This is a genomic window from Ruminococcus sp. AM26-12LB, assembly GCF_003480785.1.
Classification (GTDB): domain Bacteria; phylum Bacillota; class Clostridia; order Lachnospirales; family Lachnospiraceae; genus Blautia_A; species Blautia_A fusiformis.
The window spans coordinates 161,550-185,218 of the sequence record NZ_QUJX01000004.1 but is presented as its reverse complement, the minus strand read 5'-3'; the positions used below and the strand labels follow the sequence as shown (position 1 = coordinate 185,218).

The 23,669-nt window shown below is 44.4% G+C and carries 38 protein-coding genes; 35 read left to right on the top strand and 3 right to left on the bottom strand.

The window, feature by feature from the left end:
* The first annotated feature begins 91 nt into the window (after positions 1-91).
* The 29 genes from rapZ (at position 92) to infA (ending at position 16,227) form a co-directional block, all read left to right on the top strand.
* On the top strand, positions 92-970 hold the full coding sequence (gene rapZ, locus DW694_RS04235) for an RNase adapter RapZ (RefSeq protein WP_015526911.1): 879 nt from the start codon (positions 92-94) through the stop codon (positions 968-970).
* 48 nt (positions 971-1,018) lie between these two features.
* Positions 1,019-1,975: a DNA-binding protein WhiA gene (whiA, locus tag DW694_RS04230; protein WP_015526912.1), complete on the top strand. Its 957-nt coding sequence runs from the start codon at positions 1,019-1,021 to the stop codon at positions 1,973-1,975.
* A complete protein-coding gene (locus DW694_RS04225) occupies positions 1,972-2,226 on the top strand; it encodes an HPr family phosphocarrier protein (RefSeq protein ID WP_015526913.1) in 255 nt (84 codons plus the stop codon). The genes whiA and DW694_RS04225 overlap by 4 nt, the downstream gene beginning before the upstream one ends.
* A gap of 144 nt (positions 2,227-2,370) precedes the next feature.
* Positions 2,371-3,450 carry a hypothetical protein gene (locus tag DW694_RS04220; protein ID WP_022427085.1) on the top strand — a complete coding sequence of 360 codons (1,080 nt, stop codon included), beginning with the start codon at positions 2,371-2,373 and terminating at the stop codon, positions 3,448-3,450.
* A 349-nt stretch (positions 3,451-3,799) separates the two neighbouring features.
* Positions 3,800-4,117, top strand: a complete 318-nt coding sequence (rpsJ, locus tag DW694_RS04215; RefSeq protein ID WP_015526916.1) for a 30S ribosomal protein S10 — start codon at positions 3,800-3,802, stop codon at positions 4,115-4,117.
* Positions 4,118-4,182: 65 nt separating this feature from the next.
* Positions 4,183-4,815 carry a 50S ribosomal protein L3 gene (gene rplC / locus DW694_RS04210; protein WP_015526917.1) on the top strand — a complete coding sequence of 211 codons (633 nt, stop codon included), beginning with the start codon at positions 4,183-4,185 and terminating at the stop codon, positions 4,813-4,815.
* Positions 4,816-4,836: 21 nt separating this feature from the next.
* Positions 4,837-5,457, top strand: a complete 621-nt coding sequence (gene rplD / locus DW694_RS04205; RefSeq protein WP_015526918.1) for a 50S ribosomal protein L4 — start codon at positions 4,837-4,839, stop codon at positions 5,455-5,457.
* On the top strand, positions 5,457-5,756 hold the full coding sequence (gene rplW, locus DW694_RS04200) for a 50S ribosomal protein L23 (protein WP_015526919.1): 300 nt from the start codon (positions 5,457-5,459) through the stop codon (positions 5,754-5,756). Before rplD ends, rplW begins: the two co-directional genes overlap by 1 nt.
* A gap of 62 nt (positions 5,757-5,818) precedes the next feature.
* Entirely contained in the window at positions 5,819-6,664 is an 846-nt protein-coding gene (gene rplB, locus DW694_RS04195) for a 50S ribosomal protein L2 (RefSeq protein WP_015526920.1), read from the top strand.
* Positions 6,665-6,679: 15 nt separating this feature from the next.
* The gene (gene rpsS / locus DW694_RS04190; RefSeq protein WP_015526921.1) at positions 6,680-6,961 is read left to right on the top strand and encodes a 30S ribosomal protein S19; all 282 of its coding nucleotides are present in this window, start codon (positions 6,680-6,682) and stop codon (positions 6,959-6,961) included.
* 86 nt (positions 6,962-7,047) lie between these two features.
* Positions 7,048-7,437: a 50S ribosomal protein L22 gene (rplV, locus tag DW694_RS04185; protein ID WP_015526922.1), complete on the top strand. Its 390-nt coding sequence runs from the start codon at positions 7,048-7,050 to the stop codon at positions 7,435-7,437.
* An 11-nt stretch (positions 7,438-7,448) separates the two neighbouring features.
* On the top strand, positions 7,449-8,105 hold the full coding sequence (gene rpsC / locus DW694_RS04180) for a 30S ribosomal protein S3 (RefSeq protein WP_015526923.1): 657 nt from the start codon (positions 7,449-7,451) through the stop codon (positions 8,103-8,105).
* Positions 8,105-8,542 carry a 50S ribosomal protein L16 gene (gene rplP, locus DW694_RS04175; RefSeq protein WP_015526924.1) on the top strand — a complete coding sequence of 146 codons (438 nt, stop codon included), beginning with the start codon at positions 8,105-8,107 and terminating at the stop codon, positions 8,540-8,542. Before rpsC ends, rplP begins: the two co-directional genes overlap by 1 nt.
* A complete protein-coding gene (gene rpmC / locus DW694_RS04170; protein WP_021650762.1) occupies positions 8,532-8,741 on the top strand; it encodes a 50S ribosomal protein L29 in 210 nt (69 codons plus the stop codon). Before rplP ends, rpmC begins: the two co-directional genes overlap by 11 nt.
* 14 nt (positions 8,742-8,755) lie before the next feature.
* A complete protein-coding gene (gene rpsQ / locus DW694_RS04165) occupies positions 8,756-9,013 on the top strand; it encodes a 30S ribosomal protein S17 (protein WP_059085340.1) in 258 nt (85 codons plus the stop codon).
* A 13-nt stretch (positions 9,014-9,026) separates the two neighbouring features.
* Positions 9,027-9,395, top strand: coding sequence for a 50S ribosomal protein L14 (rplN, locus tag DW694_RS04160; RefSeq protein WP_019162495.1), 369 nt, complete (start codon positions 9,027-9,029; stop codon positions 9,393-9,395).
* Between the two features lie 11 nt (positions 9,396-9,406).
* On the top strand, positions 9,407-9,718 hold the full coding sequence (gene rplX / locus DW694_RS04155) for a 50S ribosomal protein L24 (protein ID WP_021650764.1): 312 nt from the start codon (positions 9,407-9,409) through the stop codon (positions 9,716-9,718).
* A gap of 22 nt (positions 9,719-9,740) precedes the next feature.
* The gene (gene rplE / locus DW694_RS04150; RefSeq protein ID WP_021650765.1) at positions 9,741-10,280 is read left to right on the top strand and encodes a 50S ribosomal protein L5; all 540 of its coding nucleotides are present in this window, start codon (positions 9,741-9,743) and stop codon (positions 10,278-10,280) included.
* Positions 10,281-10,293: 13 nt separating this feature from the next.
* On the top strand, positions 10,294-10,479 hold the full coding sequence (locus tag DW694_RS04145; protein WP_015526927.1) for a type Z 30S ribosomal protein S14: 186 nt from the start codon (positions 10,294-10,296) through the stop codon (positions 10,477-10,479).
* Positions 10,480-10,560: 81 nt separating this feature from the next.
* A complete protein-coding gene (gene rpsH, locus DW694_RS04140; protein ID WP_015526928.1) occupies positions 10,561-10,962 on the top strand; it encodes a 30S ribosomal protein S8 in 402 nt (133 codons plus the stop codon).
* Between the two features lie 96 nt (positions 10,963-11,058).
* Entirely contained in the window at positions 11,059-11,598 is a 540-nt protein-coding gene (gene rplF, locus DW694_RS04135) for a 50S ribosomal protein L6 (RefSeq protein WP_015526929.1), read from the top strand.
* Between the two features lie 17 nt (positions 11,599-11,615).
* On the top strand, positions 11,616-11,984 hold the full coding sequence (gene rplR, locus DW694_RS04130; RefSeq protein WP_015526930.1) for a 50S ribosomal protein L18: 369 nt from the start codon (positions 11,616-11,618) through the stop codon (positions 11,982-11,984).
* Between the two features lie 17 nt (positions 11,985-12,001).
* Positions 12,002-12,511: a 30S ribosomal protein S5 gene (gene rpsE, locus DW694_RS04125; RefSeq protein WP_015526931.1), complete on the top strand. Its 510-nt coding sequence runs from the start codon at positions 12,002-12,004 to the stop codon at positions 12,509-12,511.
* Between the two features lie 13 nt (positions 12,512-12,524).
* Entirely contained in the window at positions 12,525-12,704 is a 180-nt protein-coding gene (rpmD, locus tag DW694_RS04120) for a 50S ribosomal protein L30 (RefSeq protein ID WP_015526932.1), read from the top strand.
* Positions 12,705-12,716: 12 nt separating this feature from the next.
* Complete coding sequence (gene rplO / locus DW694_RS04115; protein WP_015526933.1) at positions 12,717-13,157, top strand: 50S ribosomal protein L15; 441 nt, start codon at positions 12,717-12,719, stop codon at positions 13,155-13,157.
* On the top strand, positions 13,157-14,470 hold the full coding sequence (gene secY, locus DW694_RS04110) for a preprotein translocase subunit SecY (RefSeq protein WP_015526934.1): 1,314 nt from the start codon (positions 13,157-13,159) through the stop codon (positions 14,468-14,470). The genes rplO and secY overlap by 1 nt, the downstream gene beginning before the upstream one ends.
* 98 nt (positions 14,471-14,568) lie before the next feature.
* Positions 14,569-15,213, top strand: a complete 645-nt coding sequence (locus DW694_RS04105) for an adenylate kinase (RefSeq protein WP_015526935.1) — start codon at positions 14,569-14,571, stop codon at positions 15,211-15,213.
* 2 nt (positions 15,214-15,215) lie between these two features.
* The gene (map, locus tag DW694_RS04100) at positions 15,216-15,974 is read left to right on the top strand and encodes a type I methionyl aminopeptidase (protein ID WP_015526936.1); all 759 of its coding nucleotides are present in this window, start codon (positions 15,216-15,218) and stop codon (positions 15,972-15,974) included.
* A 34-nt stretch (positions 15,975-16,008) separates the two neighbouring features.
* Complete coding sequence (infA, locus tag DW694_RS04095; protein WP_005428560.1) at positions 16,009-16,227, top strand: translation initiation factor IF-1; 219 nt, start codon at positions 16,009-16,011, stop codon at positions 16,225-16,227.
* 384 nt (positions 16,228-16,611) lie between these two features.
* Here infA and DW694_RS04090 read toward each other — a convergent pair whose 3' ends face one another.
* The 3 genes from DW694_RS04090 to DW694_RS04080 form a co-directional block, all read right to left on the bottom strand.
* Positions 16,612-17,934, bottom strand: a complete 1,323-nt coding sequence (locus DW694_RS04090; RefSeq protein ID WP_118752595.1) for a sodium-dependent transporter — start codon at positions 17,932-17,934, stop codon at positions 16,612-16,614.
* Between the two features lie 156 nt (positions 17,935-18,090).
* The gene (locus tag DW694_RS04085; protein ID WP_059085343.1) at positions 18,091-18,816 is read right to left on the bottom strand and encodes a UTRA domain-containing protein; all 726 of its coding nucleotides are present in this window, start codon (positions 18,814-18,816) and stop codon (positions 18,091-18,093) included.
* Between the two features lie 319 nt (positions 18,817-19,135).
* Complete coding sequence (locus tag DW694_RS04080) at positions 19,136-19,867, bottom strand: YoaK family protein (RefSeq protein ID WP_118752594.1); 732 nt, start codon at positions 19,865-19,867, stop codon at positions 19,136-19,138.
* A 221-nt stretch (positions 19,868-20,088) separates the two neighbouring features.
* Between DW694_RS04080 and rpmJ the strand changes: the two genes are divergently transcribed.
* The 6 genes from rpmJ (at position 20,089) to DW694_RS04050 (ending at position 23,608) form a co-directional block, all read left to right on the top strand.
* Positions 20,089-20,202 (top strand): 50S ribosomal protein L36, encoded by a 114-nt coding sequence (gene rpmJ / locus DW694_RS04075; protein WP_003022746.1) that lies wholly within the window; start codon positions 20,089-20,091, stop codon positions 20,200-20,202.
* Between the two features lie 307 nt (positions 20,203-20,509).
* On the top strand, positions 20,510-20,878 hold the full coding sequence (gene rpsM, locus DW694_RS04070; protein ID WP_008707282.1) for a 30S ribosomal protein S13: 369 nt from the start codon (positions 20,510-20,512) through the stop codon (positions 20,876-20,878).
* A gap of 55 nt (positions 20,879-20,933) precedes the next feature.
* Complete coding sequence (gene rpsK / locus DW694_RS04065; RefSeq protein ID WP_015526942.1) at positions 20,934-21,326, top strand: 30S ribosomal protein S11; 393 nt, start codon at positions 20,934-20,936, stop codon at positions 21,324-21,326.
* A gap of 16 nt (positions 21,327-21,342) precedes the next feature.
* Entirely contained in the window at positions 21,343-21,936 is a 594-nt protein-coding gene (gene rpsD / locus DW694_RS04060; protein ID WP_015526943.1) for a 30S ribosomal protein S4, read from the top strand.
* An 84-nt stretch (positions 21,937-22,020) separates the two neighbouring features.
* The gene (locus tag DW694_RS04055) at positions 22,021-22,980 is read left to right on the top strand and encodes a DNA-directed RNA polymerase subunit alpha (RefSeq protein ID WP_059085345.1); all 960 of its coding nucleotides are present in this window, start codon (positions 22,021-22,023) and stop codon (positions 22,978-22,980) included.
* Positions 22,981-23,071: 91 nt separating this feature from the next.
* The gene (locus tag DW694_RS04050; RefSeq protein ID WP_021976084.1) at positions 23,072-23,608 is read left to right on the top strand and encodes a bL17 family ribosomal protein; all 537 of its coding nucleotides are present in this window, start codon (positions 23,072-23,074) and stop codon (positions 23,606-23,608) included.
* Positions 23,609-23,669: the final 61 nt, after the last annotated feature.

Genomic DNA, 23,669 nt, shown 5'->3' with positions numbered 1-23,669 from the left:
TTCAGGTACCCAGGATACGAAACAGAGGGAACAGGAATGCGTATGTACGCTTTGCATATAACGGAAGAAGAAATGGAAAGGAAGAGAGACTATGCGTTTTGTGATCGTTACAGGAGTGTCAGGAGCAGGAAAAACAGCTGCACTTAAAATGTTGGAGGATATGGGATATTTCTGCGTGGATAATCTTCCAATCCAGCTTCTGGAAAAATTTGCTTCCCTTCTTCCTGAGATGCAGAGCGAAAATGTTAGAAATGTGGCTCTGGGGATCGATGCCAGAAGCGGAAGTGCCCTTGATGAACTGGAAGTAGTTCTGGACCGTATGAAGCAGACCGGGTATGATTACGAGATCCTGTTTATGGATGCAGAGGATTCTGTCCTTGTAAAACGCTATAAAGAATCCAGAAGAAGCCACCCGCTGGCAAGAGCAGGAAGAGTGGATGAGGGAATCCGCCTAGAACGTGAGAAAACAAAATTTCTCCGGAAACGTGCGGATTATATCATTGATACCAGCCATCTGCTTACCAGGGAGCTTCGCCAGGAAATCGAAAAGATCTTTGTGGATGACAGAGAGTTCAGCAATATTATGATCTCTGTGCTTTCCTTCGGCTTTAAGTATGGAATCCCGGCAGATGCAGATCTTGTGTTTGATGTGCGATTTCTTCCCAATCCCTATTATGTGGATGAACTGCGTCCTCTGACAGGCCTTGACGATGAAGTGTTCAATTATGTGATGGCCAGTGATACGGCGAAAGCCTTCGCGGACAAACTGGAGGATATGATCCGTTTTCTGATCCCTAACTACATTAAAGAAGGGAAAACAAGCCTTGTGATCGGTATCGGATGTACAGGGGGAAAACATCGTTCTGTTACTATTGCCAGAGAACTTTTTTCCAGGCTTTCCAAATCGGATGAATACGGCATCCGCCTGGAGCACAGGGATGCGGAGAAGGACAGACTTCTGAAAAAATAACTGCCGCGATGAAAAGAGTGGCAGGGAAACAGTAAAAGAGGGTTCGGGATGTCATTTTCAGGAAAAGTCAAAGAAGAACTTGCAGGACAGCTTAGTCTGGCCAGGCACTGTCAGGTAGCAGAACTGGCGGCACTGCTCTGCGGCTGTGGCCGTGTGGAAAAAATGTCGGATGGAAACAGAAAACTATGGATCCAGACAGAAAATGAAGCAGTTGCAAGAAAAAGCTTTACATTATTGCGAAAAACCTTTAATATAGAGACAGCGATTGTTATCCGGGAAGGGTCTCATCTCAAACGGGGTAAGGTATATCTTGTTGAGGTTACGGATCCTGCCAGAACAGAGGAAGTACTGCAGGGGACAAAGCTTTCTGTGGATAACGAAACCGGTTTACTTGAAATGGATAATTCGCTTGTGGTTCAGATGAACTGTTGCAAGCGGGCATTTATTCGCGGTACTTTTTTGTCGTCCGGTTCGATCAGTGATCCAGAGAAAGGGTATCATTTTGAGATCGTGTGTCCGGACAGCAGGAAAGCAGAACAATTACAGGGGATTATCCGCAGTTTTCACGTAGAAGCTAAAATTGTGGTGCGCAAGAAATCATATGTGGTCTATGTGAAGGAAGGCGCGCAGATCGTTGACATGCTGGCAGTCATGGAGGCGAACGTAGCCCTTATGGATCTGGAGAACATCCGGATACTTAAGGAAATGCGTAACACGGTAAACCGTAAGGTGAACTGTGAGGCTGCGAATATCAATAAAACGGTAAATGCGGCAGTGAGACAGGTGGAAGATATACAGCTGATCAGCAGAACTATCGGCTTTGAGAGCTTAAGCGATGGACTGGCACAGATAGCCAGGCTGAGACTGCAGTATCCGGATGCCACACTGAAAGAATTAGGTATGATGTTGAATCCGCAGGTGGGCAAATCAGGTGTGAATCACCGGCTTCGCAAGCTGAGTGAGATCGCAGATGAGCTGCGGGAGAACAAGGAGGAGCTATTATGATTAAAAAACCAATCACTATCAACTTATCCACTGGACTGGAGGCAAGACCTGTAGCACAGCTTGTTCAGGTGGCAAGCCAGTTTAACAGTGAAATTTATGTTGAGATTGGCAAAAAAAGAGTCAATGCAAAGAGCATTATGGGAATGATGACCCTGGGACTTGACGCTGGAGAAGAGATTACACTGTCTGCCAACGGTGATGATGAGAATGCAGCGATGGAGAGCATTGAACAGTATTTAAGCAACCAGTAATCAATTGGGACAGAGCAGTCCGCGGGAAGGGTAGATTCCTGCGGATGTGGAATATAAAGGGATACAGACGGAAAGGAAGACCGATTCCCGCTGTATCCCTTTCCGCTTCAAAGTACCTACAAATATGAAAGAGGAAGATTACCTATGTCAAAAGTATTGAAATTTATCGTACATTTTGTTGTGATATGCACACTGATCTGTGTACTGGGACTTGTTCTTCCGCCGTTCTTCGGGGTGAGAACAGTGATCGTGGATAAATCCGATAAGGCAACGAACCTCCCAGTCGGATCTGTTACATATGCGATCCCGGAGAAGAGTTCTGCGATCAGCGCAGGTACTCCGATCCTTGTACAGAAAGATTCCGAGACATATAAATATACGATCACCAATCTCGATGCCTCCAAGGGAACCGGAACAGTAACAGATCAGTCCGTTTCCGGAGGAAAGACTTTTACCATTAAGGTTGGAGATTATGTTCCGAAAGTTGTAGTTACCATTGGCTATGTGGGATATCTTATGGTGGCTACAGAAAGTATTGAAGGCCTGATCATTCTTGGTCTGGTCGTATTGTTCCTGATCATCCTGTATGTGATCGCAGAACTCTGGAAGAAAGAGCCGGATGATATTGAGGAAGATGTGAACGATCCGGAACCGGGTTATGTGAAGTCCAGGAAAGAACTGAAGCAGGAAGAAAAAGCACGTGCCAGAAGAATGAAGGAAGAAGAAAAAGAGATCATTCAGGAAGAAAAGGCACGAAAACACAAAAATAAAAAAGCAGATAAGCGTAAGGTCCGTACGGGCGGTTTCGTAGATGAGATTGACGAAGAGGATGTTACAGGCTATTCGGAGAATAAAAAGAAGGCTGCCATACAGCAGACTGCACAGACTGCCGCAAGTGAAGCTCATGCGGAACTTAAGAAAGAGATTGCAGCAGCCACTTCAGAAGAAGCAGATATGCTTTCCAGACTGGAAATGGCAGAACGTACGGTTGAAGAAAACAGAAAGCCGCATCCGGCCGGAAAGGTCGAAGAGGTTCCGGAAGAGGAAGAGGAGCCGGTTACCATTGGAAGCCTTGCGATGCCGTCTTATTCCGCAGCGCAGCTTGCAAGCCGCGTAAAGAAGGCCGGTGATGCACCGGATATCGTTAAGGATGACATCACGAAGGTTACACTGTTTGATTACTCGGATATCATCAGTGGTGATGTGGACGATATGGAAGAATAAAATAAGTACCTATTATATAAGAAGAAAATGGTTCAGAAATGAGCCATTTTCTTCTTTTTTAAAAAAAATCAAAAAAATTAAAAAAAAGGCTTGCATTCTGAAGAATCATCGTATATACTAATCCTTGCTGTGACATTGATAGCTATGAAGCGCGAGGTTGCTGCCACACTGGCAGGTTTTCCGTGGAGCGAATGTCAAGTTAGGAAACTGACGACAAGTCACTGTACAAAGTTCAATAACCATCTTGGGATGGGACGTGTGTGCAAATATACCATGACACACACGGAGATGTGTACAGTCGCCGCTTGTCGTACTGCTATATAAGTACGAATAGGAGGAGACTTTTTTTATGGCAAATCAGGTAATGAGAATCACATTAAAGGCATATGATCATCAGCTCGTTGATGCATCTGCAGCAAAGATCATCGAGACAGTAAAGAAGAACGGAGCAATGGTAAGTGGACCGGTTCCGCTTCCTACTAAGAAAGAGGTTGTTACAATCTTAAGAGCTGTTCATAAATACAAAGATTCCAGAGAGCAGTTTGAGCAGAGAACACATAAGAGACTTATCGATATCCTGACACCAACTCAGAAAACAGTAGATGCACTTTCCAGACTGGAAATGCCGGCTGGTGTTCACATCGATATCAAGATGAAAAACCGCTAATAATGTCATTTGACATTAACTATATGATTACCGAATGGTAATCCGCTATAAGGAGGAAGAAAGAAATGAAGAAAGCTATTTTAGCTACTAAAGTCGGAATGACTCAGATCTTCAATGAAGATGGGATGTTAATTCCGGTAACTGTTTTACAGGCAGGTCCTTGCGTTGTAACTCAGGTTAAAACTGAGGAGAACGATGGATACACATCAGTTCAGGTTGGCTTCGGCGAGATCAGAGAGAAACTGGTCAACAAACCGGAGAAAGGCCACTTTGACAAAGCTGGTGTAGCTGTAAAGAGATTTGTAAAAGAGTTCAGATTTGACAATGCCGGCGAGTATGAGGTTGGACAGGAGATCAAGGCTGATATCTTTGCAGCAGGAGATCATATCGATGCTACTGCAGTTTCCAAAGGTAAAGGCTTCCAGGGCGCCATCAAGAGACATGGCCAGTCCAGAGGACCTATGGCTCACGGTTCTAAATATCATCGTCATGCAGGTTCCAACGGCGCTTGCTCCGATCCGAGCAAGGTTTTCAAAGGAAAACATATGCCAGGTCACATGGGACATGTTCAGGTAACTGTTCAGAATCTTGAGATCGTACGTGTAGATACAGAAAATAACTTACTGTTAGTTAAGGGTGCTGTTCCAGGACCTAAGAAATCTTTGGTTACAATCAAAGAGACAGTAAAGTCCTTATAATAGGAAAGGAGGAGCATCAGAATGGCTAATGTAACTGTTTATAATATGGAAGGCAATGAAGTTGGCACAATGGAGCTGAATGACGCAGTATTCGGCGTTGAGATCAACGAGCATCTCGTTCATCTTGCAGTTGTTCGTCAGCTTGCAAATAACCGTCAGGGAACTCAGAAAGCGAAAACTCGTTCTGAGGTAAGAGGCGGCGGAAGAAAACCGTGGAGACAGAAAGGAACAGGTCATGCAAGACAGGGTTCCATCCGTGCACCACAGTGGACAGGCGGCGGTGTTGTATTCGCTCCGGTTCCGAGAGATTATGAAGTAAAAATGAACAAGAAGGAAAGAAGAGCAGCTCTTAAATCCGCTCTGACATCCAAGGTTCAGGATAATAAACTTGTTGTTGTTGACAGCCTTGCACTTGCTGAGGTTAAGACAAAAGAGATGCAGAAGGTTCTTACAAACCTGAAAGCAGAGAAAGCTCTTGTAATCACAGCTGACAACGATCAGAACGTAGTTCTTTCCGCAAGAAACATCGCTGACGTGGAAACTGCAACACCGGCTACAATCAACACATACGATGTTATGAAACACAACACCGTAGTTGTTACAAAGGATGCCGTTGCATCTATCGAGGAGGTATACGCATAATGGCAAGTATTCAGTACTATGACGTAATCATCCGTCCGGTTATCACAGAGAAATCCATGGCAGACATGGGTGAGAAGAAATATACATTCCTTGTACATCCGGAAGCTAACAAGACTCAGATCAAAGAGGCTGTTGAGAAGATGTTCGAGGGAACAAAAGTTAAGAGCGTAAACACCATCAACAGTGATGGAAAGAAAAAACGCCGTGGAATGGTAGTTGGAAAAACTGCTAAGACTAAAAAAGCTATCGTAGCTCTTACAGAAGAGAGCAAAGATATCGAGATTTTTGAGGGACTTTAATTAATAGATAAGTCCGAATATGTGCACGAAAGCACGAGAACAAATTCGAAAGGAGAAACATCATGGGAATCAAAAGCTATAACCCATATACACCGTCAAGAAGACATATGACTGGTTCCGACTTCTCTGAGATTACAGCTGCAAAACCAGAGAAATCCCTCGTTACTTCCCTTAAGAAGAACGCTGGACGTAACAATCAGGGTAAGATCACTGTAAGACATCAGGGTGGCGGAAGCAGAAGAAAATACAGAATCATCGACTTCAAGAGAAGAAAAGATGGAATCCCTGCAACAGTTAAAACAATCGAGTACGATCCGAACAGAACAGCTAACATCGCTCTGATCTGCTACGCAGATGGCGAGAAAGCTTACATCCTCGCTCCAGAGGGACTTAAAGTAGGCCAGAAGGTTTACAATGGTCCGGAAGCTGAGGTTCGTGTTGGAAACTGCCTCCCACTGGAGCTTATCCCGGTTGGTACTATGGTTCACAACATTGAGCTTCATCCTGGAAAAGGCGGACAGATGGTTCGTTCTGCAGGAAACGGCGCACAGCTCATGGCTAAAGAAGGAAAGTACGCAACACTTCGTCTTCCTTCCGGTGAGATGAGAATGGTTCCGATCGTATGCCGCGCAACTGTTGGTGTAATCGGAAACGGAGATCACAACCTTATTAACATCGGTAAAGCCGGACGTAAACGTAACATGGGTATCAGACCTACAGTTCGTGGTTCCGTAATGAACCCGAATGACCATCCACATGGTGGTGGTGAAGGTAAGACCGGTATCGGACGCCCAGGTCCTTGCACACCGTGGGGCAAACCTGCTCTCGGCCTGAAGACCAGAAAGAAAAACAAACAGTCCAACAAGTACATCGTAAGAAGACGCGATGGAAAAGCATTATCGAAATAATAAGGAGGAGAAAGCATGTCTCGTTCACTGAAAAAAGGACCTTTTGCAGACCAGAGCTTACTTAAAAAAGTAGACGCTCTTAACGCTGCAAATGATAAATCCGTAATCAAAACTTGGTCTCGCCGTTCCACAATCTTCCCGTCTTTCGTAGGACACACAATCGCTGTTCATGACGGAAGAAAACATGTGCCGGTATATATCACAGAGGATATGGTAGGACACAAACTTGGTGAGTTCGTTGCAACAAGAACTTACAGAGGACACGGAAAAGACGAGAAGAAGTCCGGAGTACGCTAGTCATCAGATTTATAACTGCCCGCTGTCAATTTAAGACAGCTGGCAGATAACTTAGATATCGAATTTAAGAAAGGAGGCACTTTAAGATGGCAAAAGGACATAGAAGCCAGATAAAGAGAGCCAGAAATGAGAATAATAGAGAGACAAGGCCGTCTGCAAAGTTATCTTATGCAAGAATTTCTGTTCAGAAAGCCTGCTACGTATTAGATGCGATCCGTGGCAAAGATGTACAGACAGCACTTGGTATCCTGACATACAATCCGAGATACGCTTCCAGCGTGATCAAAAAACTGCTTGAGTCAGCAGTAGCAAACGCTGAGAACAACAACGGAATGAACGCAGACAACCTTTATGTTGCAGCATGCTATGCAGATAAGGGACCTACAATGAAGAGAATTCAGCCGAGAGCACAGGGTAGAGCTTACAGAATCGAGAAGAGAACTAGCCATATCACAGTTGTGCTTGATGAAAGGTAAGGAGGAAAAGCATGGGACAGAAAGTTAATCCGCATGGCCTTAGAGTCGGAGTTATCAAGGATTGGGATTCCAGATGGTATGCAGAAGACAAGTTTGCTGACTACCTGGTAGAAGACTACAACATCAGAACATTCCTTAAAAAGAAATTATACAGCGCAGGTGTTTCCAAAATCGAGATCGAGAGAGCATCTGACAGAGTTAAGATCATCATCTACACAGCAAAACCTGGTATCGTAATCGGTAAGGGCGGCGCAGAGATCGAGAAAGTTAAAGCTGAGCTTCAGAAATACACAGACAAGAAGCTTATCGTTGACATCAAAGAAGTTAAGAGACCGGACAAAGATGCACAGCTGGTTGCTGAGAACATTGCTCTTCAGCTTGAGAACCGTATTTCCTTCAGACGTGCTATGAAGTCCACAATGCAGAGAACAATGAAGGCTGGCGCTAAGGGAATCAAGACTTCCGTATCCGGACGTCTCGGCGGAGCTGATATGGCTCGTACAGAGTTCTACAGCGAGGGAACAATCCCGCTTCAGACACTTCGTGCAGATATCGACTATGGCTTTGCGGAAGCAGACACCACATACGGTAAAGTTGGTGTTAAGGCATGGATCTACAATGGTGAGATTCTTCCGACAAAAGGAACTAAGGAAGGGAGCGATAAATAATGTTAATGCCAAAAAGAGTAAAACGTCGTAAACAATTCCGTGGCTCCATGAGAGGAAAAGCCCTTAGAGGCAATGTTATCAACTATGGTGATTTCGGTCTTGTTGCTACTGAGCCATGTTGGATCAGATCTAATCAGATCGAGGCAGCCCGTGTTGCTATGACCCGTTACATCAAACGTGGCGGTAAAGTTTGGATTAAGATTTTCCCGGATAAACCGGTAACAGCTAAACCAGCTGAGACTCGAATGGGTTCCGGAAAAGGCGCTCTGGAGTACTGGGTAGCAGTAGTAAAACCAGGTCGTGTTATGTTTGAGATTGCAGGCGTGTCCGAAGAGGTTGCCCGTGAAGCATTACGTCTTGCAATGCACAAGTTACCATGTAAATGTAAAATCGTTTCTCGTGCAGACTTAGAAGGCGGTGATAACAGTGAAAATTAATAAGTTCGTGGAAGATTTAAAAGCAAAGTCAGTTGCAGAACTGAATGAAGAATTAGTAGCTGCTAAAAAAGAGCTTTTCAATCTGAGATTTCAGAATGCAACAAACCAGTTAGACAATACAGGACGAATCAAAGAGGTTCGTAAAAATATTGCCAGAATCCAGACAGTAATCACTGAGCAGGCAAACGCTTCCAAATAGGACAGGAGGACATAATCGTGGAAAGAAATCTGAGAAAAACCCGCGTGGGTAAGGTTATCAGCGACAAAATGGATAAGACCATCGTAGTTGCAATTGAAGACCATGTAAAACATCCTCTTTACAAAAAAATCGTGAAGAGAACATATAAATTAAAAGCTCATGACGAGAACAATGAGTGCAACATCGGAGATACCGTTAAGGTAATGGAGACCAGACCGCTGTCCAAGGACAAGAGATGGAGACTGGTTGAGATCGTAGAGAAAGCTAAATAAGGAGGAAACCAGTATGATTCAGCAGGAAACTAGACTGAAAGTTGCCGACAACACTGGTGCAAAAGAAATCCTTTGTATTCGTGTTATGGGCGGCTCTACAAGAAGATATGCAAACATCGGTGACACAATCGTTGCTACGGTTAAAGATGCAACACCAGGCGGCGTTGTTAAAAAAGGTGACGTTGTTAAAGCTGTAGTTGTTAGAACTAAAAAAGGCGCTCGTCGTAAAGACGGATCTTACATCCGTTTCGATGAAAATGCTGCCGTAATTATCAAGGATGACTTAACTCCGAGAGGAACACGTATCTTTGGACCAGTTGCCAGAGAGCTTCGTGAGAAGAAATTCATGAAGATCGTTTCCTTAGCTCCGGAAGTATTATAGGAGGGTGCCGAATGTCAGCTATGAAAATTAAAAAAGGTGATACTGTAAAGGTAATCGCTGGAAAAGATAAAGGTAAGGACGGAAAGGTCCTTGCAGTTAACGTAAAAGACAACACAGTAGTTGTTGAGAACGTAAACATGGTTACAAAGCACGCTAAACCGTCCGCAGCTAATCAGAACGGTGGAATCGTGACAAAAGAAGCTCCGCTTCATATCTCCAACGTAATGCTCGTTGTAGACGGAAAAGCTACAAGAGTTGGATTCAAGATGGATGGAGACAAAAAAGTTCGTGTTGCCAAAGCAACAGGAAAGACAATCGATTAATTAAGAGAGGAGGCATATAAAGGTGAGTAGATTAAAAGATCTTTACAAGAACGAGATCATGGATGCCATGACCAAGAAATTCGGATACAAAAACGTAATGGAAGTGCCAAAACTCGAGAAAATCGTTGTTAACATGGGTGTTGGCGAGGCAAAAGAGAACGCTAAACTTCTTGACGCTGCAATCGCAGATATGGAACTTGTTACAGGACAGAAAGCAATCGCTACAAAAGCTAAAAAATCTGTCGCTAACTTCAAAATCAGAGAGGGTATGCCAATCGGATGTAAAGTTACTCTGAGAGGCGAGAAGATGTATGAGTTCGCTGATCGTCTTATCAACCTTGCTCTTCCACGTGTACGTGACTTCCGTGGTGTTAACCCGAACGCATTCGACGGCAGAGGAAACTATGCTCTTGGTATCAAAGAGCAGCTGATCTTCCCAGAGGTTGAGTACGATAAGGTTGATAAAGTAAGAGGAATGGACGTTATCTTCGTTACAACTGCTAAAACAGATGAAGAGGCACGCGAATTACTGACATTATTCAACATGCCATTTGCTAAATAGGAGGAAAAGATTCATGGCTAAGACAGCAATGAAAATTAAACAGCAGCGTAAAGCTAAATTCTCTACAAGAGAGTATACTCGCTGCAGAATCTGTGGCCGTCCACATGCATACCTGAGAAAATACGGAATTTGCAGAATCTGCTTCCGTGAGCTGGCATACAAAGGTCAGATCCCGGGTGTTAAGAAAGCTTCCTGGTAGGCCGAGGCGAAAGCAACTTTTTAATCATTTAAATAATATTCACACGACATGTAAAGTCTGAAGAAAGAGGAGGAAACTTACATGACAATGAGCGATCCGATCGCAGATATGCTTACAAGAATCCGTAACGCAAATACTGCAAAACATGACACTGTAGACGTACCGGCATCCAAGATGAAAATTGCTATCGCAAACATCCTTGTAGATGAGGGATACATCGCAAAATATGATCTGGTTGAGGATGGAGTTGTTAAAACTCTTCACATCACACTGAAATATGGTGAGGACAAAAACCAGAAGATCATCACAGGACTTAAGAGAATCTCCAAACCAGGTCTTCGTGTATACGCAGGCAAGGATGAGCTTCCGAAGGTTCTTGGTGGACTTGGTATCGCAATCCTTTCCACAAACAAAGGCGTTATCACTGACAAAGAGGCTCGTAAGCTTCAGGTTGGTGGCGAGGTACTTGCATTCGTTTGGTAGGCCAAAGCCGCTTAACGAAGCAGTCATATAGCTTTTAAACTGAAAACAGAGAGGGCATGGGCCCTCTCCGACAATCTAAGTAAGGAGGACAAATTTATGTCACGAATCGGAAGACTTCCGGTTGCAATTCCAGCTGGCGTTGAGGTTACAGTCGCAGATGGAAACGTTGTAACAGTAAAAGGACCTAAGGGAACACTTGAGAGAGCACTCCCGACAGAGTTAGAGATCAAAGTTGAAGACGGTCATGTAGTTGTAACAAGACCGAACGACTTAAAGAGAATCAAAGCCCTTCACGGCTTAACAAGAAGCCTTATCCACAACATGGTTGTTGGTGTAAGCGAAGGATACAAAAAAGAGCTTGAGGTTAACGGTGTTGGTTACAGAGCTGCTAAGCAGGGCAAGAAACTTGTACTTAACCTCGGATATTCTCACCCGGTAGAGATGGAAGATCCAGAAGGTCTTGAGTCCACAGTTGACGGAAACAAGATCATCGTATCTGGTATCAGCAAAGAAAAAGTTGGCCAGTACGCAGCTGAGATCAGAGACAAGAGAAGACCTGAGCCATACAAGGGCAAGGGAATCAAGTACGTTGACGAAGTTATCAGACGTAAAGTCGGTAAGACCGGTAAGAAATAATTAAGGAGAGTGAGAATATGATTAACAAAGCATCCAGAAGCGAAATTCGCGAAAAGAAGCATAGAAGATTACGTCATCATTTAAACGGAACTGCAACTACTCCTCGTCTGGCAGTATTTCGTTCCAACAAGCACATCTATGCACAGATTATTGATGACACAGTTGGTAAAACTTTAGTATCCGCTTCTACTCTCCAGAAGGACGTAAAAGCAGAGCTTGAGAACACTGATGATGTACAGGCTGCAGCAAAAGTTGGAACAGTGATCGGTAAAAAAGCTGTTGAGGCTGGTATCGAGAGCGTTGTTTTCGACAGAGGTGGATATATCTACCACGGAAAAGTTAAAGCACTGGCAGATGCAGCAAGAGAAGCTGGACTGAAATTCTAAGAGGAGGAAAAGAACACATGAAACGTAATCTTATTGATGCTAGTCAGTTAGAGTTAGAAGATAAAGTAGTATCAATCAAGCGTGTTACCAAGGTTGTTAAAGGTGGTCGTAACTTCCGTTTCACAGCTTTAGTTGTTGTAGGTGACGGCAATGGACACGTTGGTGCAGGTTTAGGAAAAGCAGCAGAAATTCCGGAGGCGATCCGCAAAGGTAAAGAGGACGCTATGAAGAAGCTTGTTACTGTTGCAAGAGACGAGAACAATTCCATTACACATGACTTCATCGGAAAATTCGGAAGCGCTGAGATGCTTCTGAAGAGAGCTCCGGAAGGTACTGGAGTTATCGCCGGTGGCCCGGCACGTGCCGTAATCGAGCTTGCAGGTATCAAAAACATCCGTACAAAATGTATGGGTTCCAGAAATAAACAGAACGTAGTTCTGGCAACAATCGCAGGCCTGAGCCAGTTAAAGACTCCGGAAGAGGTTGCAAAGCTCCGCGGAAAATCTGTAGATGAGATTCTGGGTTAAGGAGGATATGGAAATGGCAGATACAATCAAGGTTACACTGGTAAAATCTCCAATCGGTGCAGTACCGAAACACAAAAAAACTGTAAAAGCTATGGGTCTTACAAAGATGCATAAAACAGTTGAGATGCCAGACAACGCTGCAACCAGAGGAATGATTCAGCAGGTGCAGCACCTGGTAAAAGTAGAAGATTAAGGAGGTGCCAGAATGGAATTATCAAACTTAAGACCCGCAGAGGGTTCCAAGCATAGCGATAACTTCAGAAGAGGCCGTGGACATGGTTCAGGAAACGGCAAAACTGCTGGTAAAGGACATAAAGGACAGCTTGCTCGTTCCGGACATAAGAAACCGGGATTCGAGGGAGGTCAGATGCCTTTATACAGACGTCTTCCTAAGAGAGGTTTCACTAACAGAAACTCTAAAGAAATTATCGCAATCAATGTAGACGTTCTCAATCGTTTTGAGGATGGCGCAGAGGTTACAGTTGACAGCTTACTTGCAAGCGGTGCAATCTCCAAGATCGGTGATGGTGTTAAGATCCTTGGAAACGGCGAGCTTACAAAAAAACTTAATGTTAAAGTAAACGCTGTCAGCGAGACTGCAAAAACAAAAATTGAAGCTGCTGGTGGTACAGTAGAGGTGATCTAATGTTTGAGACTCTTAAGAGTGTTTTCAAAGTAAAGGAAATGAGAAGAAAGCTTCTCTATCTGATCTGGATGATATTCGTGATCAGAATCGGATCCCAGCTTCCTGTACCGGGAGTCGACAGTGACTTCTTTAAGCAGTGGTTTGAATCTAATACCGGTGACGCATTCAATTTCTTTGATGCGTTCACCGGCGGTTCCTTTACTCAGATGTCAATTTTCGCATTGAACATCACACCTTACATTACTTCTTCCATTATCATTCAGCTTCTTACCATTGCCATTCCGGCACTGGAAGAGATGCAGCGTGACGGAGAAGAAGGAAGAAAAAAGCTTACAGCAATCACACGTTATGTAACGGTTGGTCTTGCTCTGTTTGAGTCTGTTGCCATGGCAATCGGATTTGGACGTCAGGGTATGATCCCGAACATGAGCTTCCTTAAAGGAATCGTAGTTGTTGCAAGTTTAACAGCGGGTTCCGCAATGCTTATGTGGCTGGGCGAGCGTATTACAGAGAAGGGCATTGGAAATGGTATTTCCATCGTCCTGACTATCAATATCGTGTCCAGGATCCCGAGTGATATGTCCCTTCTTTATGAGAACTTCGTCAAGGGCAAAACAATTGCAAAAGGAATGCTTGCAGCCTGCATCATTGCTGTGATTATTCTGTTTGTTGTAGTGCTCGTACTTATCCTCAACGGAGCAGAGAGAAGAATTCCGGTTCAGTATTCCAGAAAGATGGTTGGACGTAAAATGATGGGCGGTCAGTCCACAAACATCCCGCTCAAGGTAAATACTGCCGGCGTTATCCCGGTTATTTTTGCTTCCTCTATCATGTCTTTCCCGTCGATCATTGCTCAGTTCGCTGGCAAAGGAAACGGAACGGGCATCGGAAGTGAGATCTTAAGAGGACTTTCCTCCAATAACTGGTGTAATCCAAGTCAGATCCAGTACAGCTGGGGTCTGATCGTGTATGTGGTACTTTGCGTATTCTTCGCATACTTCTATACATCAATTACCTTTAATCCGTTGGAAGTAGCCGATAATATCAAAAAGCAGGGCGGTTTTATCCCAGGCATCCGTCCGGGAAAACCGACTTCAGATTATTTGACTAAAATCCTGAATTATATTATATTTATAGGTGCAGTAGGTCTTGTTATCGTGGCCGTTATACCGTTCTTCTTCAACGGTGTGTTCGGTGCGGATGTTTCCTTCGGCGGTACATCTATCATCATCATCGTAGGTGTTATCCTGGAGACCGTTAAGCAGGTGGAATCTCAGCTGCTTGTACGTAATTACAAAGGCTTCCTGAACTAATTGAAAATGAAGGTTGCGGTGCGAAAGTGTCGCAGCCTTGATTTGTAAACAGGACTGTCTGAAAATCAGGCAGAAAACAGGAAAATGGAGGGTATGCTATGAGAATTATTATGTTGGGTGCACCGGGGGCAGGTAAAGGTACTCAGGCTAAGAAAATTGCGGCGAAATATGGGATTCCGCACATCTCCACAGGAGATATTTTCCGTGCTAACATCAAAAACGGTACCGAGCTTGGAAACAAAGCAAAAACTTACATGGATCAGGGACTTCTTGTTCCGGATGAACTGACCTGCGACCTTGTTGTTGACAGAATCCAGCAGGATGACGCAAGGGAAGGGTATGTTCTGGATGGTTTCCCGAGAACAATTCCGCAGGCAGAATGTCTGACAGAGGCTCTGAACAAACTTGGAAGCAAAATTGACTATGCGATCGATGTGGATGTGCCGGATGATAACATCGTGAAACGTATGGGCGGACGCCGTGCATGTGTGAAATGTGGTGCAACTTATCACGTTGTATTTGCAGCACCGAAGACAGAGGGGGTCTGCGATACCTGTGGTGACAAGCTTGTACTCCGTGATGATGACAAGCCGGAAACAGTTCAGAAGCGTCTGAATGTTTATCATGAGCAGACACAGCCATTGATTGACTATTACACCACACAGGGTGTTTTGAAGACGGTAGACGGAACCAGGGATCTGAATGAGGTATTCCAGGAGATCGTTGACATCTTAGGAGAATAAGAATGTCCGTAACAATTAAGACACAGCATGAAATCGAACTTATGAGAGAAGCAGGCCATCTTCTTGAGAAGGTGCATGACGGTTTGATCCCTTACATCAAACCGGGTGTCAGCACCAAAGAGATTGATAAGATCGGGGAAGAAATGATCCGGTCTATGGGCTGTATTCCGAACTTTCTGAACTACGGAGGTTTTCCGGCTTCTTTCTGCATCAGCCTGAATGATGAGGTTGTGCATGGAATTCCATCCGAGGAGAAGATTATCCAGGACGGGGATCTGGTTAAGATCGACGCCGGCCTGATTTATAAGGGCTACCATTCTGACGCAGCACGTACCTATGCGGTAGGTGAAGTATCCAAAGAAGCACAGCAGCTCATTAAGGTTACAAGAGAGTGCTTTTTTGAAGGACTGAAAATGGCAAAAGCCGGAAATCATTTAAATGATATTTCCAAAGCCATCGGAGCCCACGCAGCGAAATACCGTTACGGTATTGTACGTGACCTTGTAGGACATGGAATCGGAACTCATCTTCATGAGGATCCGCAGATTCCAAACTTCCCGCAGAAGCGCAGGGGCATCAAGCTCCTTCCGGGAATGACCCTGGCCGTCGAGCCCATGATCAACCTTGGTCGTGCGGACGTGGCATGGCTGGACGATGAGTGGACAGTGGTAACCATGGATGGTTCACTTTCCGCCCATTATGAAAACACGATCCTCATCACCGATGGGGAACCAGAGATTCTGACGCTTACGAATCTGTAAGCAGCAATTGTTGTCATGACATAGGAGGTAAAAAATGTCAAAAGCAGATGTGATCGAAGTAGAAGGCACTGTTCTGGAGAAACTGCCTAATGCGATGTTTAAAGTGGAACTGGAAAACAAACATGTGGTACTTGCACATATCAGTGGCAAGCTCCGTATGAATTTTATCCGTATTCTCCCGGGAGATAAAGTAACGATCGAACTTTCTCCGTATGATCTTTCCAAAGGAAGAATCATCTGGAGAGATAAATAAGAAATATTGTAAAGGATGACCTGGTGGCGTCAAGCTGCCGGGTCTTTTTTTGCCTTTTCTGCAGAAAAGAATCTGAAGTGGAATTTATCACTCACATTTTTTTACGTTTCTCAGGCAGCGATACGGCTGCATCTTGGTCTGACTATGAAGTGGAGAAACCGGATACACTCTAAGAATGTAGAATAATTGGAAATCAGTGTAAAACTTAAACTTGTTGACAAACTGTGAAGTGAGTGTATTCAGGATATGCAGCAAATCGAAAATCCTGGCTTTACGAATATTATAAGATAAAACATAAAAATCCCTCGGAAATGATTAAAAAATCATTTTTCGGGGGATTTGTTTATGCAGATAATTTTTTATTTTACTTATGTTATCACCTTATCATCCGATCCCGCCCAGCACAACACCAAGGATCAGCACCAGAAAGCACACCGGAATATAAAGATATTTACACACCGGGTAAAAATATTTCGTGAATGGTTTCTCGCGGCCTTTGTTGACCTGACTTTCCACATAGCTCCGGCCGAAGATCCAGAAGAACATGATCCCTGCAAGTCCTGCGCCGAGAGGACAGATATAGATGGAAAGCACATCCATCCAGTCAGAAACAATGCCCTGGATAAGAAGCGAAACCACAACGCCGATCACTGAGATCACCATGCAGGAGGGAATCCGGCCAAGACCTGTTTTTTCCTGAACTGTGGCAATAGGAGCTTCATAAAGGTTCATAAGCGAGGTCATGCCTGCAAGGAACACAGCTACGAAAAAGATGATGGCAATGATCCGTCCGCCAGGCATGGTTTTGATCAGGTGCGGCAGGTAGATGAACAGAAGTCCGGGACCGCCCTGGTCAAGCTTGGCACCTGTGGTAGCCATGGCCGGAATGATAACAAGTGCTGCCAGCATAGCAGCCAGAGTATCAAAAAGTGCTACCCTTGCAGCAGATGCAGGGATATCTTCGCTGTCCGGAAGATAAGATCCGTAGATCAGTGTACCGTTGCCTGCAACAGACAGGGAGAAAAATGCCTGTCCAAGTGCGAAGATCCAGGTGGAAGGCTTTGCCAGAACTTCCGGCTCCACGCGGAAGATATAGCGGTATCCGGCAGCAGCTCCCGGCTGAAAGGCAACATAGATGCCAAGGATCACAAACAGTATAAAGAAGATAGGCATCATCACTTTATTGGCCTTTTCGATGCCGCTTCCAACGCCGTACATCAGGATAAACATGCAGATCACAAGAGCAGCCAGCTGCCAGAGATTATTTCCCCAGGCAGAGGCCATGCCTCCGAATTTGGTGCCAAAGGACTCAATATCTGCCGGTGCCAGGGTGGAGCCTGTAAAGGCTCCAAGCATATATCGGAAGATCCATCCCATAACAACGGTATAACCGATAGCCATGGCCAGTGCACCGATCACCGGTATCCAGCCTAGTGTTTCACCCAGCCTTCGTCTGCCTCTGGTTTCACAGGCCATGCCGAAGGCGTCAATGGGCCCGGAACGTGTCCCGCGGCCAAAGCTCATCTCACCGATCACCCCGGTAAAGCCGATCAGTGCCACAAAAATAAAATACGGGATCAGGAACGATCCCCCGCCATACAGGGAAACTCTGGTGGGAAACATCCAGATATTTCCCATTCCAACCGCAGACCCGATGCAGGCCAGAATGAACCCCCAGCGGCTGTTAAAAGATTCTCGTTTTTTCATAAAAATAAAATTTCCTCTCTCCGTTGATCGTTTCAGTATAACATAATTTTGGAAAATAGGAAACTACAGCATCTATACAGATCTAGGCGGATATTTGTGAGCCACATTTGTCACCTGCTCATAACCGTATAGCTGCGAAGCAGTTATGAGCCTGGCTCATCGGCGCAGGGCATTATCATAAAATCGAAAATGATCCGGTCTGTGCCGTGACTGGGTATATTCAAACATCACACCGTCACTGTTATAAGTCTGGCTTGACACCACAGCCACGCAGTTATAATCCTTTACATTCAGATGAAGATATTTTTCATCAATTTCTGTAACCTTTTCCACAGTCATGATACGTTTGCTGTTGACAATGGTCATATGAAGCACCTGTTCCAGATATTCATAGATAGAATGACTGGCAATCTCGGCAGTAAGGCCGGGAACGGATTCCTTCAGAAAATAATTATGGTTGATGATCAGCGGGATATCTTCAAGATAATGGATACGCTGAATATAATATACTTCTGCACCAGCGGGAAATCCTGTGTAAGCTGACTGATTTTTGCTGATACAAAGCTCTGTAAAAAGAGCCACCTCCGTATGGGCATTCTGACCGTTCCTTGCAGCAGATTCCTTGAAGGTTTCGATCTCTCCGATGGTGAAAGCAGTCTTCTCGTTTGGACGGTAGATATTGCGGACACCTTTTCCCTGCATGGTCTGTACATAGCCGTCACTGACAAGAAGACTGACCGCACGTCGCAGGGTATTGCGGGAGCAGCCGTAAGTCTGGATCAGAGTGTTTTCGGAAGGCAGAAGCTCCTGATAGGCAAAGGTGTTGTCCTCTATTTTCATTTTCAGATCTTTATAGATATCTTCGTAAATACTTTTGGGCATTTCAATTCTCCATTCATGTTCGGTCAAAAATATATAGCAGGATTTATGATTTCTGGAATAATTATAAAAGATTTTCCCGGTAAGCGCAATGTAAATACCGTGGAATGTTTAAACAAGTTACAGAGCATATTGATATGTTATGAGGATAGTATGAGAAATATAGATGAAATCAATTTGCGGCCATTCAAAATCATGATACTGGATTTCGAACGCATATAAGCTGTAAGCGCCAGAGGGGCTTACGCGTAAACAAAAAAGGAAATGTGACAGTGTAAAAACAGATCACATTTCCTCTTATTTTATCAAAGCTAAAATAAAGTCAGGCCTCTTTTTTCTTATAGGAAAGATTTCTGAAGCTGCTGCCGTCAGAAGCGCTGCTTCGGGTAACTGCCGGTGTATCGGCTGCGGTATTCCGGTCTGCACTGATCAGCCATACAGCATAGAAGGCAGGAACCAGACAGAGCCATACGCCTGAGAGACCGCAGGTCATATACAGGATCAGAGACAAAGCTGCACCTGTATGAAAAGAAAGCAGCGTCATTCCGTAGAATTTTGCTTTATCGCACTGTGCGCTGTCATTTTTCATAAGGAACTGAGTGACAGCTGTGGTGAACTGGCGAAGGTTGTTGGTGGAAAAGATCGTGGAGCTGTTATATCCGCCGGGAGCCTTGAAGGTACACCACTGGAAAGGCATTGCAAAGAACACGGGGTAAAGAGCCACAACCGGAGACATTCCGGAAGGAAAGAATCCCAGGAGCAGGATCGCAAAGATATCGATCCCGATACTGATAAAACGAAGATCTGTGGAAAAATGCTCTGGGATCCAGACCGTAAGGATAACAGCAGCCATATATATGAGAAGCGCACCCACACGCAGAAGCATATCCGAAAAATTCCTGCCTATGAGATCCCGCACAACACCAATAAGATTGGCTGTCTGGGCATTGCCAAAAAGATCTGCTCTTGACACAATGGCATAAAGCCCCAGGTATCCACCGATAAAAGATAAGGTGTAATGTATCAGAAAACGATATTTCATTTCCGTATGCATATGTAAAGATTCCTTTCATTAAAATAGGCAGATTCCATATGTCTGCCGGACTTTGCCACCCATTATAATACAGCCTGCAAAAAAAATCAAAAATTTTTTAAATTTTTTCTTGCATTTCAGGAAAACAGGTGTTAGTATATATTTTAAGCGCGCAAATACTGTGTATGAGTGCGCCTGTGAAACTGCAGATATGAGACTAATTTACGGAAGGAGGATTTCCAGTGAAAGTAAGATCATCTGTAAAGCCGATCTGCGAGAAGTGCAAGGTCATTAAGAGAAAGGGATCCATCAGAATCATCTGTGAGAACCCGAAGCACAAACAGCGTCAGGGTTGATTTCCATATCGGAACTTCTTTGGAATGTTTGTGAAACGTGCGGCTGCAGTATGAAACACCCGGTAGGGTTGTTCTACTGAACAGATAATAAGCATGTATTGCCTAATACCGAGAGGCAACAGCGGTTAAGATCCGCAATTTCGGAAAGGCTGTGATTCGCCAATTACAGCTGGGTGTTTTACCGAGGCACCCCAATTAGGAAACTAGAAAAGAAAGCGGCAGGTCGATATGTCCCATTTCACCTTGCGAGAGCAAGTGACATACGATATGCGGAACTTTCAGAAACAGAAAATGGAGGAAACAGTACATGGCTCGTATAGCTGGTGTAGACTTACCAAGAGAGAAACGTATTGAAATCGGTCTTACCTACATTTATGGAATTGGTAGACCAAGCGCAGACAAAATTCTTGCTAAAGCAGAGGTTAATCCTGACACACGTGTCAGAGATCTGACTGATGACGAGGTTAAGAGACTGAGTGCTGTTATTGATGAGACAATGACAGTAGAAGGTGATCTGAGAAGGGAAATCGCCCTTAACATCAAGAGACTGCAGGAGATTGGATGCTACAGAGGTATCCGTCATCGTAAAGGACTCCCGGTTCGTGGTCAGAAGACTAAGACAAATGCGAGAACTCGCAAGGGACCGAAGAGAACTGTTGCAAACAAGAAAAAATAATTTATAGATATAACTAATTAATTTCAATAAAAGGAAAGTGTAGGTTAGTTTTAAAATGGCAAAAGTTACAAAGAAAACGACAAAACGTCGTGTCAAGAAAAACGTTGAACACGGACAGGCACACATTCAGTCTTCCTTCAACAATACAATCGTCACACTGACAGATAACGAAGGAAACGCTCTTTCATGGGCAAGTGCCGGTGGTCTTGGATTTAAAGGTTCAAGGAAATCTACCCCTTATGCAGCACAGATGGCAGCAGAGACTGCAACAAAGGCTGCTTTAATTCATGGATTAAAAACAGTAGACGTTATGGTAAAAGGCCCGGGCTCAGGCCGTGAAGCTGCAATCCGTGCGCTTCAGGCATGCGGACTTGAAGTAACCAGCATTCGTGACGTAACTCCGGTTCCTCACAACGGATGCCGTCCACCAAAACGCAGAAGAGTCTAATTAGGAGGTAGTTGAAATGGCAGTAAATAGAGTACCTGTTCTGAAAAGATGCAGATCCCTTGGCCTGGATCCGATTTACTTAGGAATTGATAAGAAGTCCACAAGACAGTTAAAACGTGCAAACCGCAAGGTGTCTGAGTATGGTCTTCAGTTAAAAGAGAAACAGAAAGCAAAATTTATCTACGGAGTTCTTGAGAAACCTTTCCGTAACTACTACAAGAAAGCCGACAGAATGCAGGGCCAGACAGGTGAGAACCTTATGGTTATGCTTGAGAGCAGACTTGACAACATCGTTTTCCGTATGGGATTTGCCAGAACAAGAAGAGAGGCTCGTCAGATCGTAGATCACAAGCACGTACTTGTTAACGGAAAATGTGTAAACATTCCGTCCTACCTGTGCAAAGCAGGAGACACAATTGAGATCAGAGAGAAGAGCAAAGGCTCTGAGAGATATAAAGGAATCCTTGAGATCACTGGCGGAAGACTTGTTCCGGAGTGGATCGACGTTGATCAGGAGAACCTGAAGGGTGTAGTTAAAGAGCTTCCTACAAGAGAGCAGATCGATGTTCCTGTAAACGAGATGCTTATCGTCGAGCTGTATTCTAAATAATTAGTAACTGTTTACTGTGTCTACAGTTATAAAAATTGGTAATACCCTCGAATGTTGATTAACCCAGAAGGAGGGAACCTTATAGTGTTTGATTTCAATAAACCAAAAATCGAAATTACCGAAATATCCGAAGATAAGAAGTTTGGAAGATTCGTTGTAGAGCCTCTGGAAAGAGGTTATGGTACTACCCTTGGCAATTCTTTAAGAAGAATTATGCTGTCCTCCCTTCCGGGAGCTGCAGTAAGCCAGGTGAAGATCGATGGTGTACTTCATGAATTCAGCTCCATTCCGGGCGTGAAGGAAGATGTGACCGAAATCATCATGAATCTGAAATCTCTTGCCATTAAGAATCACAGCAGTGACAATGAGCCGAAGACCGCATACATTGAGTGTGAGGGCAAAGGTGTTGTTACAGCAGCTGATATCCAGGCAGATCAGGATATTGAGATCATGAACCCGGATCAGGTGATCGCAACCCTGAACGGTGGAAAAGACTGCAGACTGGCCATGGAGCTTACCATTACCAAGGGTCGTGGCTATATCAGTGCAGACAAAGGCAAAACCGATGACATGCCGATCGGTATGATCGCAGTGGATGCGATCTACACACCGGTAGACAGAGTCAACATGATCGTAGAGAATACACGAGTTGGTCAGGTAACTGACTTCGACAAGCTTACACTGGATGTATATACCAATGGAACACTTGATCCGGATGAGGCAGTCAGCCTTGCAGCGAAGGTTCTCAGCGAGCATTTAAACCTGTTCATTGATCTTTCCGAGAATGCTAAGACCGCAGAGGTTATGATCGAGAAAGAAGACAATGAGAAGGAAAAGGTCCTGGAGATGAGCATTGATGAGCTTGAGCTCTCTGTTCGTTCCTACAACTGCCTTAAGAGAGCCGGTATCAATACGGTTGAAGAATTATGCAACAAGACTTCTGACGATATGATGAAGGTTCGTAATCTGGGCCGCAAATCCTTAGAGGAAGTACTTGCAAAACTCAAAGAGCTGGGACTTCAGCTCCAGCCTACAGAGGAATAATCCGGAAACAGAGTAATGAGTGGGGTGTCAGCAGCAGGGCAGTAAGACCGAACAAGCATGTCCTGGTGTCCCACAGATGGAGGATAATAAAATGGCAAAATATAGAAAATTAAGCAGAACATCTAACCAGAGAAAAGCACTTCTCAGAAATCAGGTTACAAACCTTCTTCATCACGGAAAGATCGTGACAACAGAAGCTAAGGCTAAAGAGATCCGTAAGATCGCTGAGGGACTTATCGCTATGGCTGTACGTGAGAAAGACAATTTCGAGACAGTTACAGTAACAGCTAAGGTTGCTCGTAAAGATGCTGACGGAAAACGTGTAAAAGAAGTCGTAGACGGCAAAAAGAAAACAGTTTACGATGAAGTTCAGAAAGAGATCAAGAAAGATGCTCCTTCCAGACTTCATGCACGTCGTGAGATGATGAAAGTTTTCTATCCTGTAACAGAGGTTCCTGCTAAGGGCGCTGGCAGAAAGAAAAATACAAAAGAAGTTGACATGGTTGACAAGATGTTCAGCGAGATCGCTCCGAAATACGCAGATCGTAACGGTGGTTACACAAGAATCGTTAAGATCGGACAGCGTAAAGGCGATGCAGCAATGGAAGTTCTTATCGAGCTTGTATAATTTACTTCTGACCGATTTAAAGGACATTTGCAGAAATGCAGATGTCCTTTTTTAATATTCC

Coding starts and splice junctions, on each gene's coding strand:
- rplW (WP_015526919.1), top strand. CDS start 5,457: ATGGCAAGTATTCAGTACTATGACGTAATCATCCGTCCGGTTATCACA.
- rpsS (WP_015526921.1), top strand. CDS start 6,680: ATGTCTCGTTCACTGAAAAAAGGACCTTTTGCAGACCAGAGCTTACTT.
- rpsE (WP_015526931.1), top strand. CDS start 12,002: ATGAAACGTAATCTTATTGATGCTAGTCAGTTAGAGTTAGAAGATAAA.
- rpsK (WP_015526942.1), top strand. CDS start 20,934: ATGGCAAAAGTTACAAAGAAAACGACAAAACGTCGTGTCAAGAAAAAC.
- DW694_RS04105 (WP_015526935.1), top strand. CDS start 14,569: ATGAGAATTATTATGTTGGGTGCACCGGGGGCAGGTAAAGGTACTCAG.
- rplN (WP_019162495.1), top strand. CDS start 9,027: ATGATTCAGCAGGAAACTAGACTGAAAGTTGCCGACAACACTGGTGCA.
- secY (WP_015526934.1), top strand. CDS start 13,157: ATGTTTGAGACTCTTAAGAGTGTTTTCAAAGTAAAGGAAATGAGAAGA.
- rplX (WP_021650764.1), top strand. CDS start 9,407: ATGTCAGCTATGAAAATTAAAAAAGGTGATACTGTAAAGGTAATCGCT.
- DW694_RS04145 (WP_015526927.1), top strand. CDS start 10,294: ATGGCTAAGACAGCAATGAAAATTAAACAGCAGCGTAAAGCTAAATTC.
- DW694_RS04090 (WP_118752595.1), bottom strand. CDS start 17,934: ATGAAAAAACGAGAATCTTTTAACAGCCGCTGGGGGTTCATTCTGGCC.
- rplC (WP_015526917.1), top strand. CDS start 4,183: ATGAAGAAAGCTATTTTAGCTACTAAAGTCGGAATGACTCAGATCTTC.
- rplO (WP_015526933.1), top strand. CDS start 12,717: ATGGAATTATCAAACTTAAGACCCGCAGAGGGTTCCAAGCATAGCGAT.
- rplF (WP_015526929.1), top strand. CDS start 11,059: ATGTCACGAATCGGAAGACTTCCGGTTGCAATTCCAGCTGGCGTTGAG.
- DW694_RS04085 (WP_059085343.1), bottom strand. CDS start 18,816: ATGCCCAAAAGTATTTACGAAGATATCTATAAAGATCTGAAAATGAAA.
- DW694_RS04225 (WP_015526913.1), top strand. CDS start 1,972: ATGATTAAAAAACCAATCACTATCAACTTATCCACTGGACTGGAGGCA.
- rpsC (WP_015526923.1), top strand. CDS start 7,449: ATGGGACAGAAAGTTAATCCGCATGGCCTTAGAGTCGGAGTTATCAAG.
- rpsD (WP_015526943.1), top strand. CDS start 21,343: ATGGCAGTAAATAGAGTACCTGTTCTGAAAAGATGCAGATCCCTTGGC.
- DW694_RS04080 (WP_118752594.1), bottom strand. CDS start 19,867: ATGCATACGGAAATGAAATATCGTTTTCTGATACATTACACCTTATCT.
- whiA (WP_015526912.1), top strand. CDS start 1,019: ATGTCATTTTCAGGAAAAGTCAAAGAAGAACTTGCAGGACAGCTTAGT.
- rplV (WP_015526922.1), top strand. CDS start 7,048: ATGGCAAAAGGACATAGAAGCCAGATAAAGAGAGCCAGAAATGAGAAT.
- rplB (WP_015526920.1), top strand. CDS start 5,819: ATGGGAATCAAAAGCTATAACCCATATACACCGTCAAGAAGACATATG.
- rplD (WP_015526918.1), top strand. CDS start 4,837: ATGGCTAATGTAACTGTTTATAATATGGAAGGCAATGAAGTTGGCACA.
- DW694_RS04220 (WP_022427085.1), top strand. CDS start 2,371: ATGTCAAAAGTATTGAAATTTATCGTACATTTTGTTGTGATATGCACA.
- rpsH (WP_015526928.1), top strand. CDS start 10,561: ATGACAATGAGCGATCCGATCGCAGATATGCTTACAAGAATCCGTAAC.
- infA (WP_005428560.1), top strand. CDS start 16,009: ATGTCAAAAGCAGATGTGATCGAAGTAGAAGGCACTGTTCTGGAGAAA.
- rpsM (WP_008707282.1), top strand. CDS start 20,510: ATGGCTCGTATAGCTGGTGTAGACTTACCAAGAGAGAAACGTATTGAA.
- rplR (WP_015526930.1), top strand. CDS start 11,616: ATGATTAACAAAGCATCCAGAAGCGAAATTCGCGAAAAGAAGCATAGA.
- rpmD (WP_015526932.1), top strand. CDS start 12,525: ATGGCAGATACAATCAAGGTTACACTGGTAAAATCTCCAATCGGTGCA.
- rapZ (WP_015526911.1), top strand. CDS start 92: ATGCGTTTTGTGATCGTTACAGGAGTGTCAGGAGCAGGAAAAACAGCT.
- DW694_RS04050 (WP_021976084.1), top strand. CDS start 23,072: ATGGCAAAATATAGAAAATTAAGCAGAACATCTAACCAGAGAAAAGCA.
- map (WP_015526936.1), top strand. CDS start 15,216: ATGTCCGTAACAATTAAGACACAGCATGAAATCGAACTTATGAGAGAA.
- rpsJ (WP_015526916.1), top strand. CDS start 3,800: ATGGCAAATCAGGTAATGAGAATCACATTAAAGGCATATGATCATCAG.
- rplP (WP_015526924.1), top strand. CDS start 8,105: ATGTTAATGCCAAAAAGAGTAAAACGTCGTAAACAATTCCGTGGCTCC.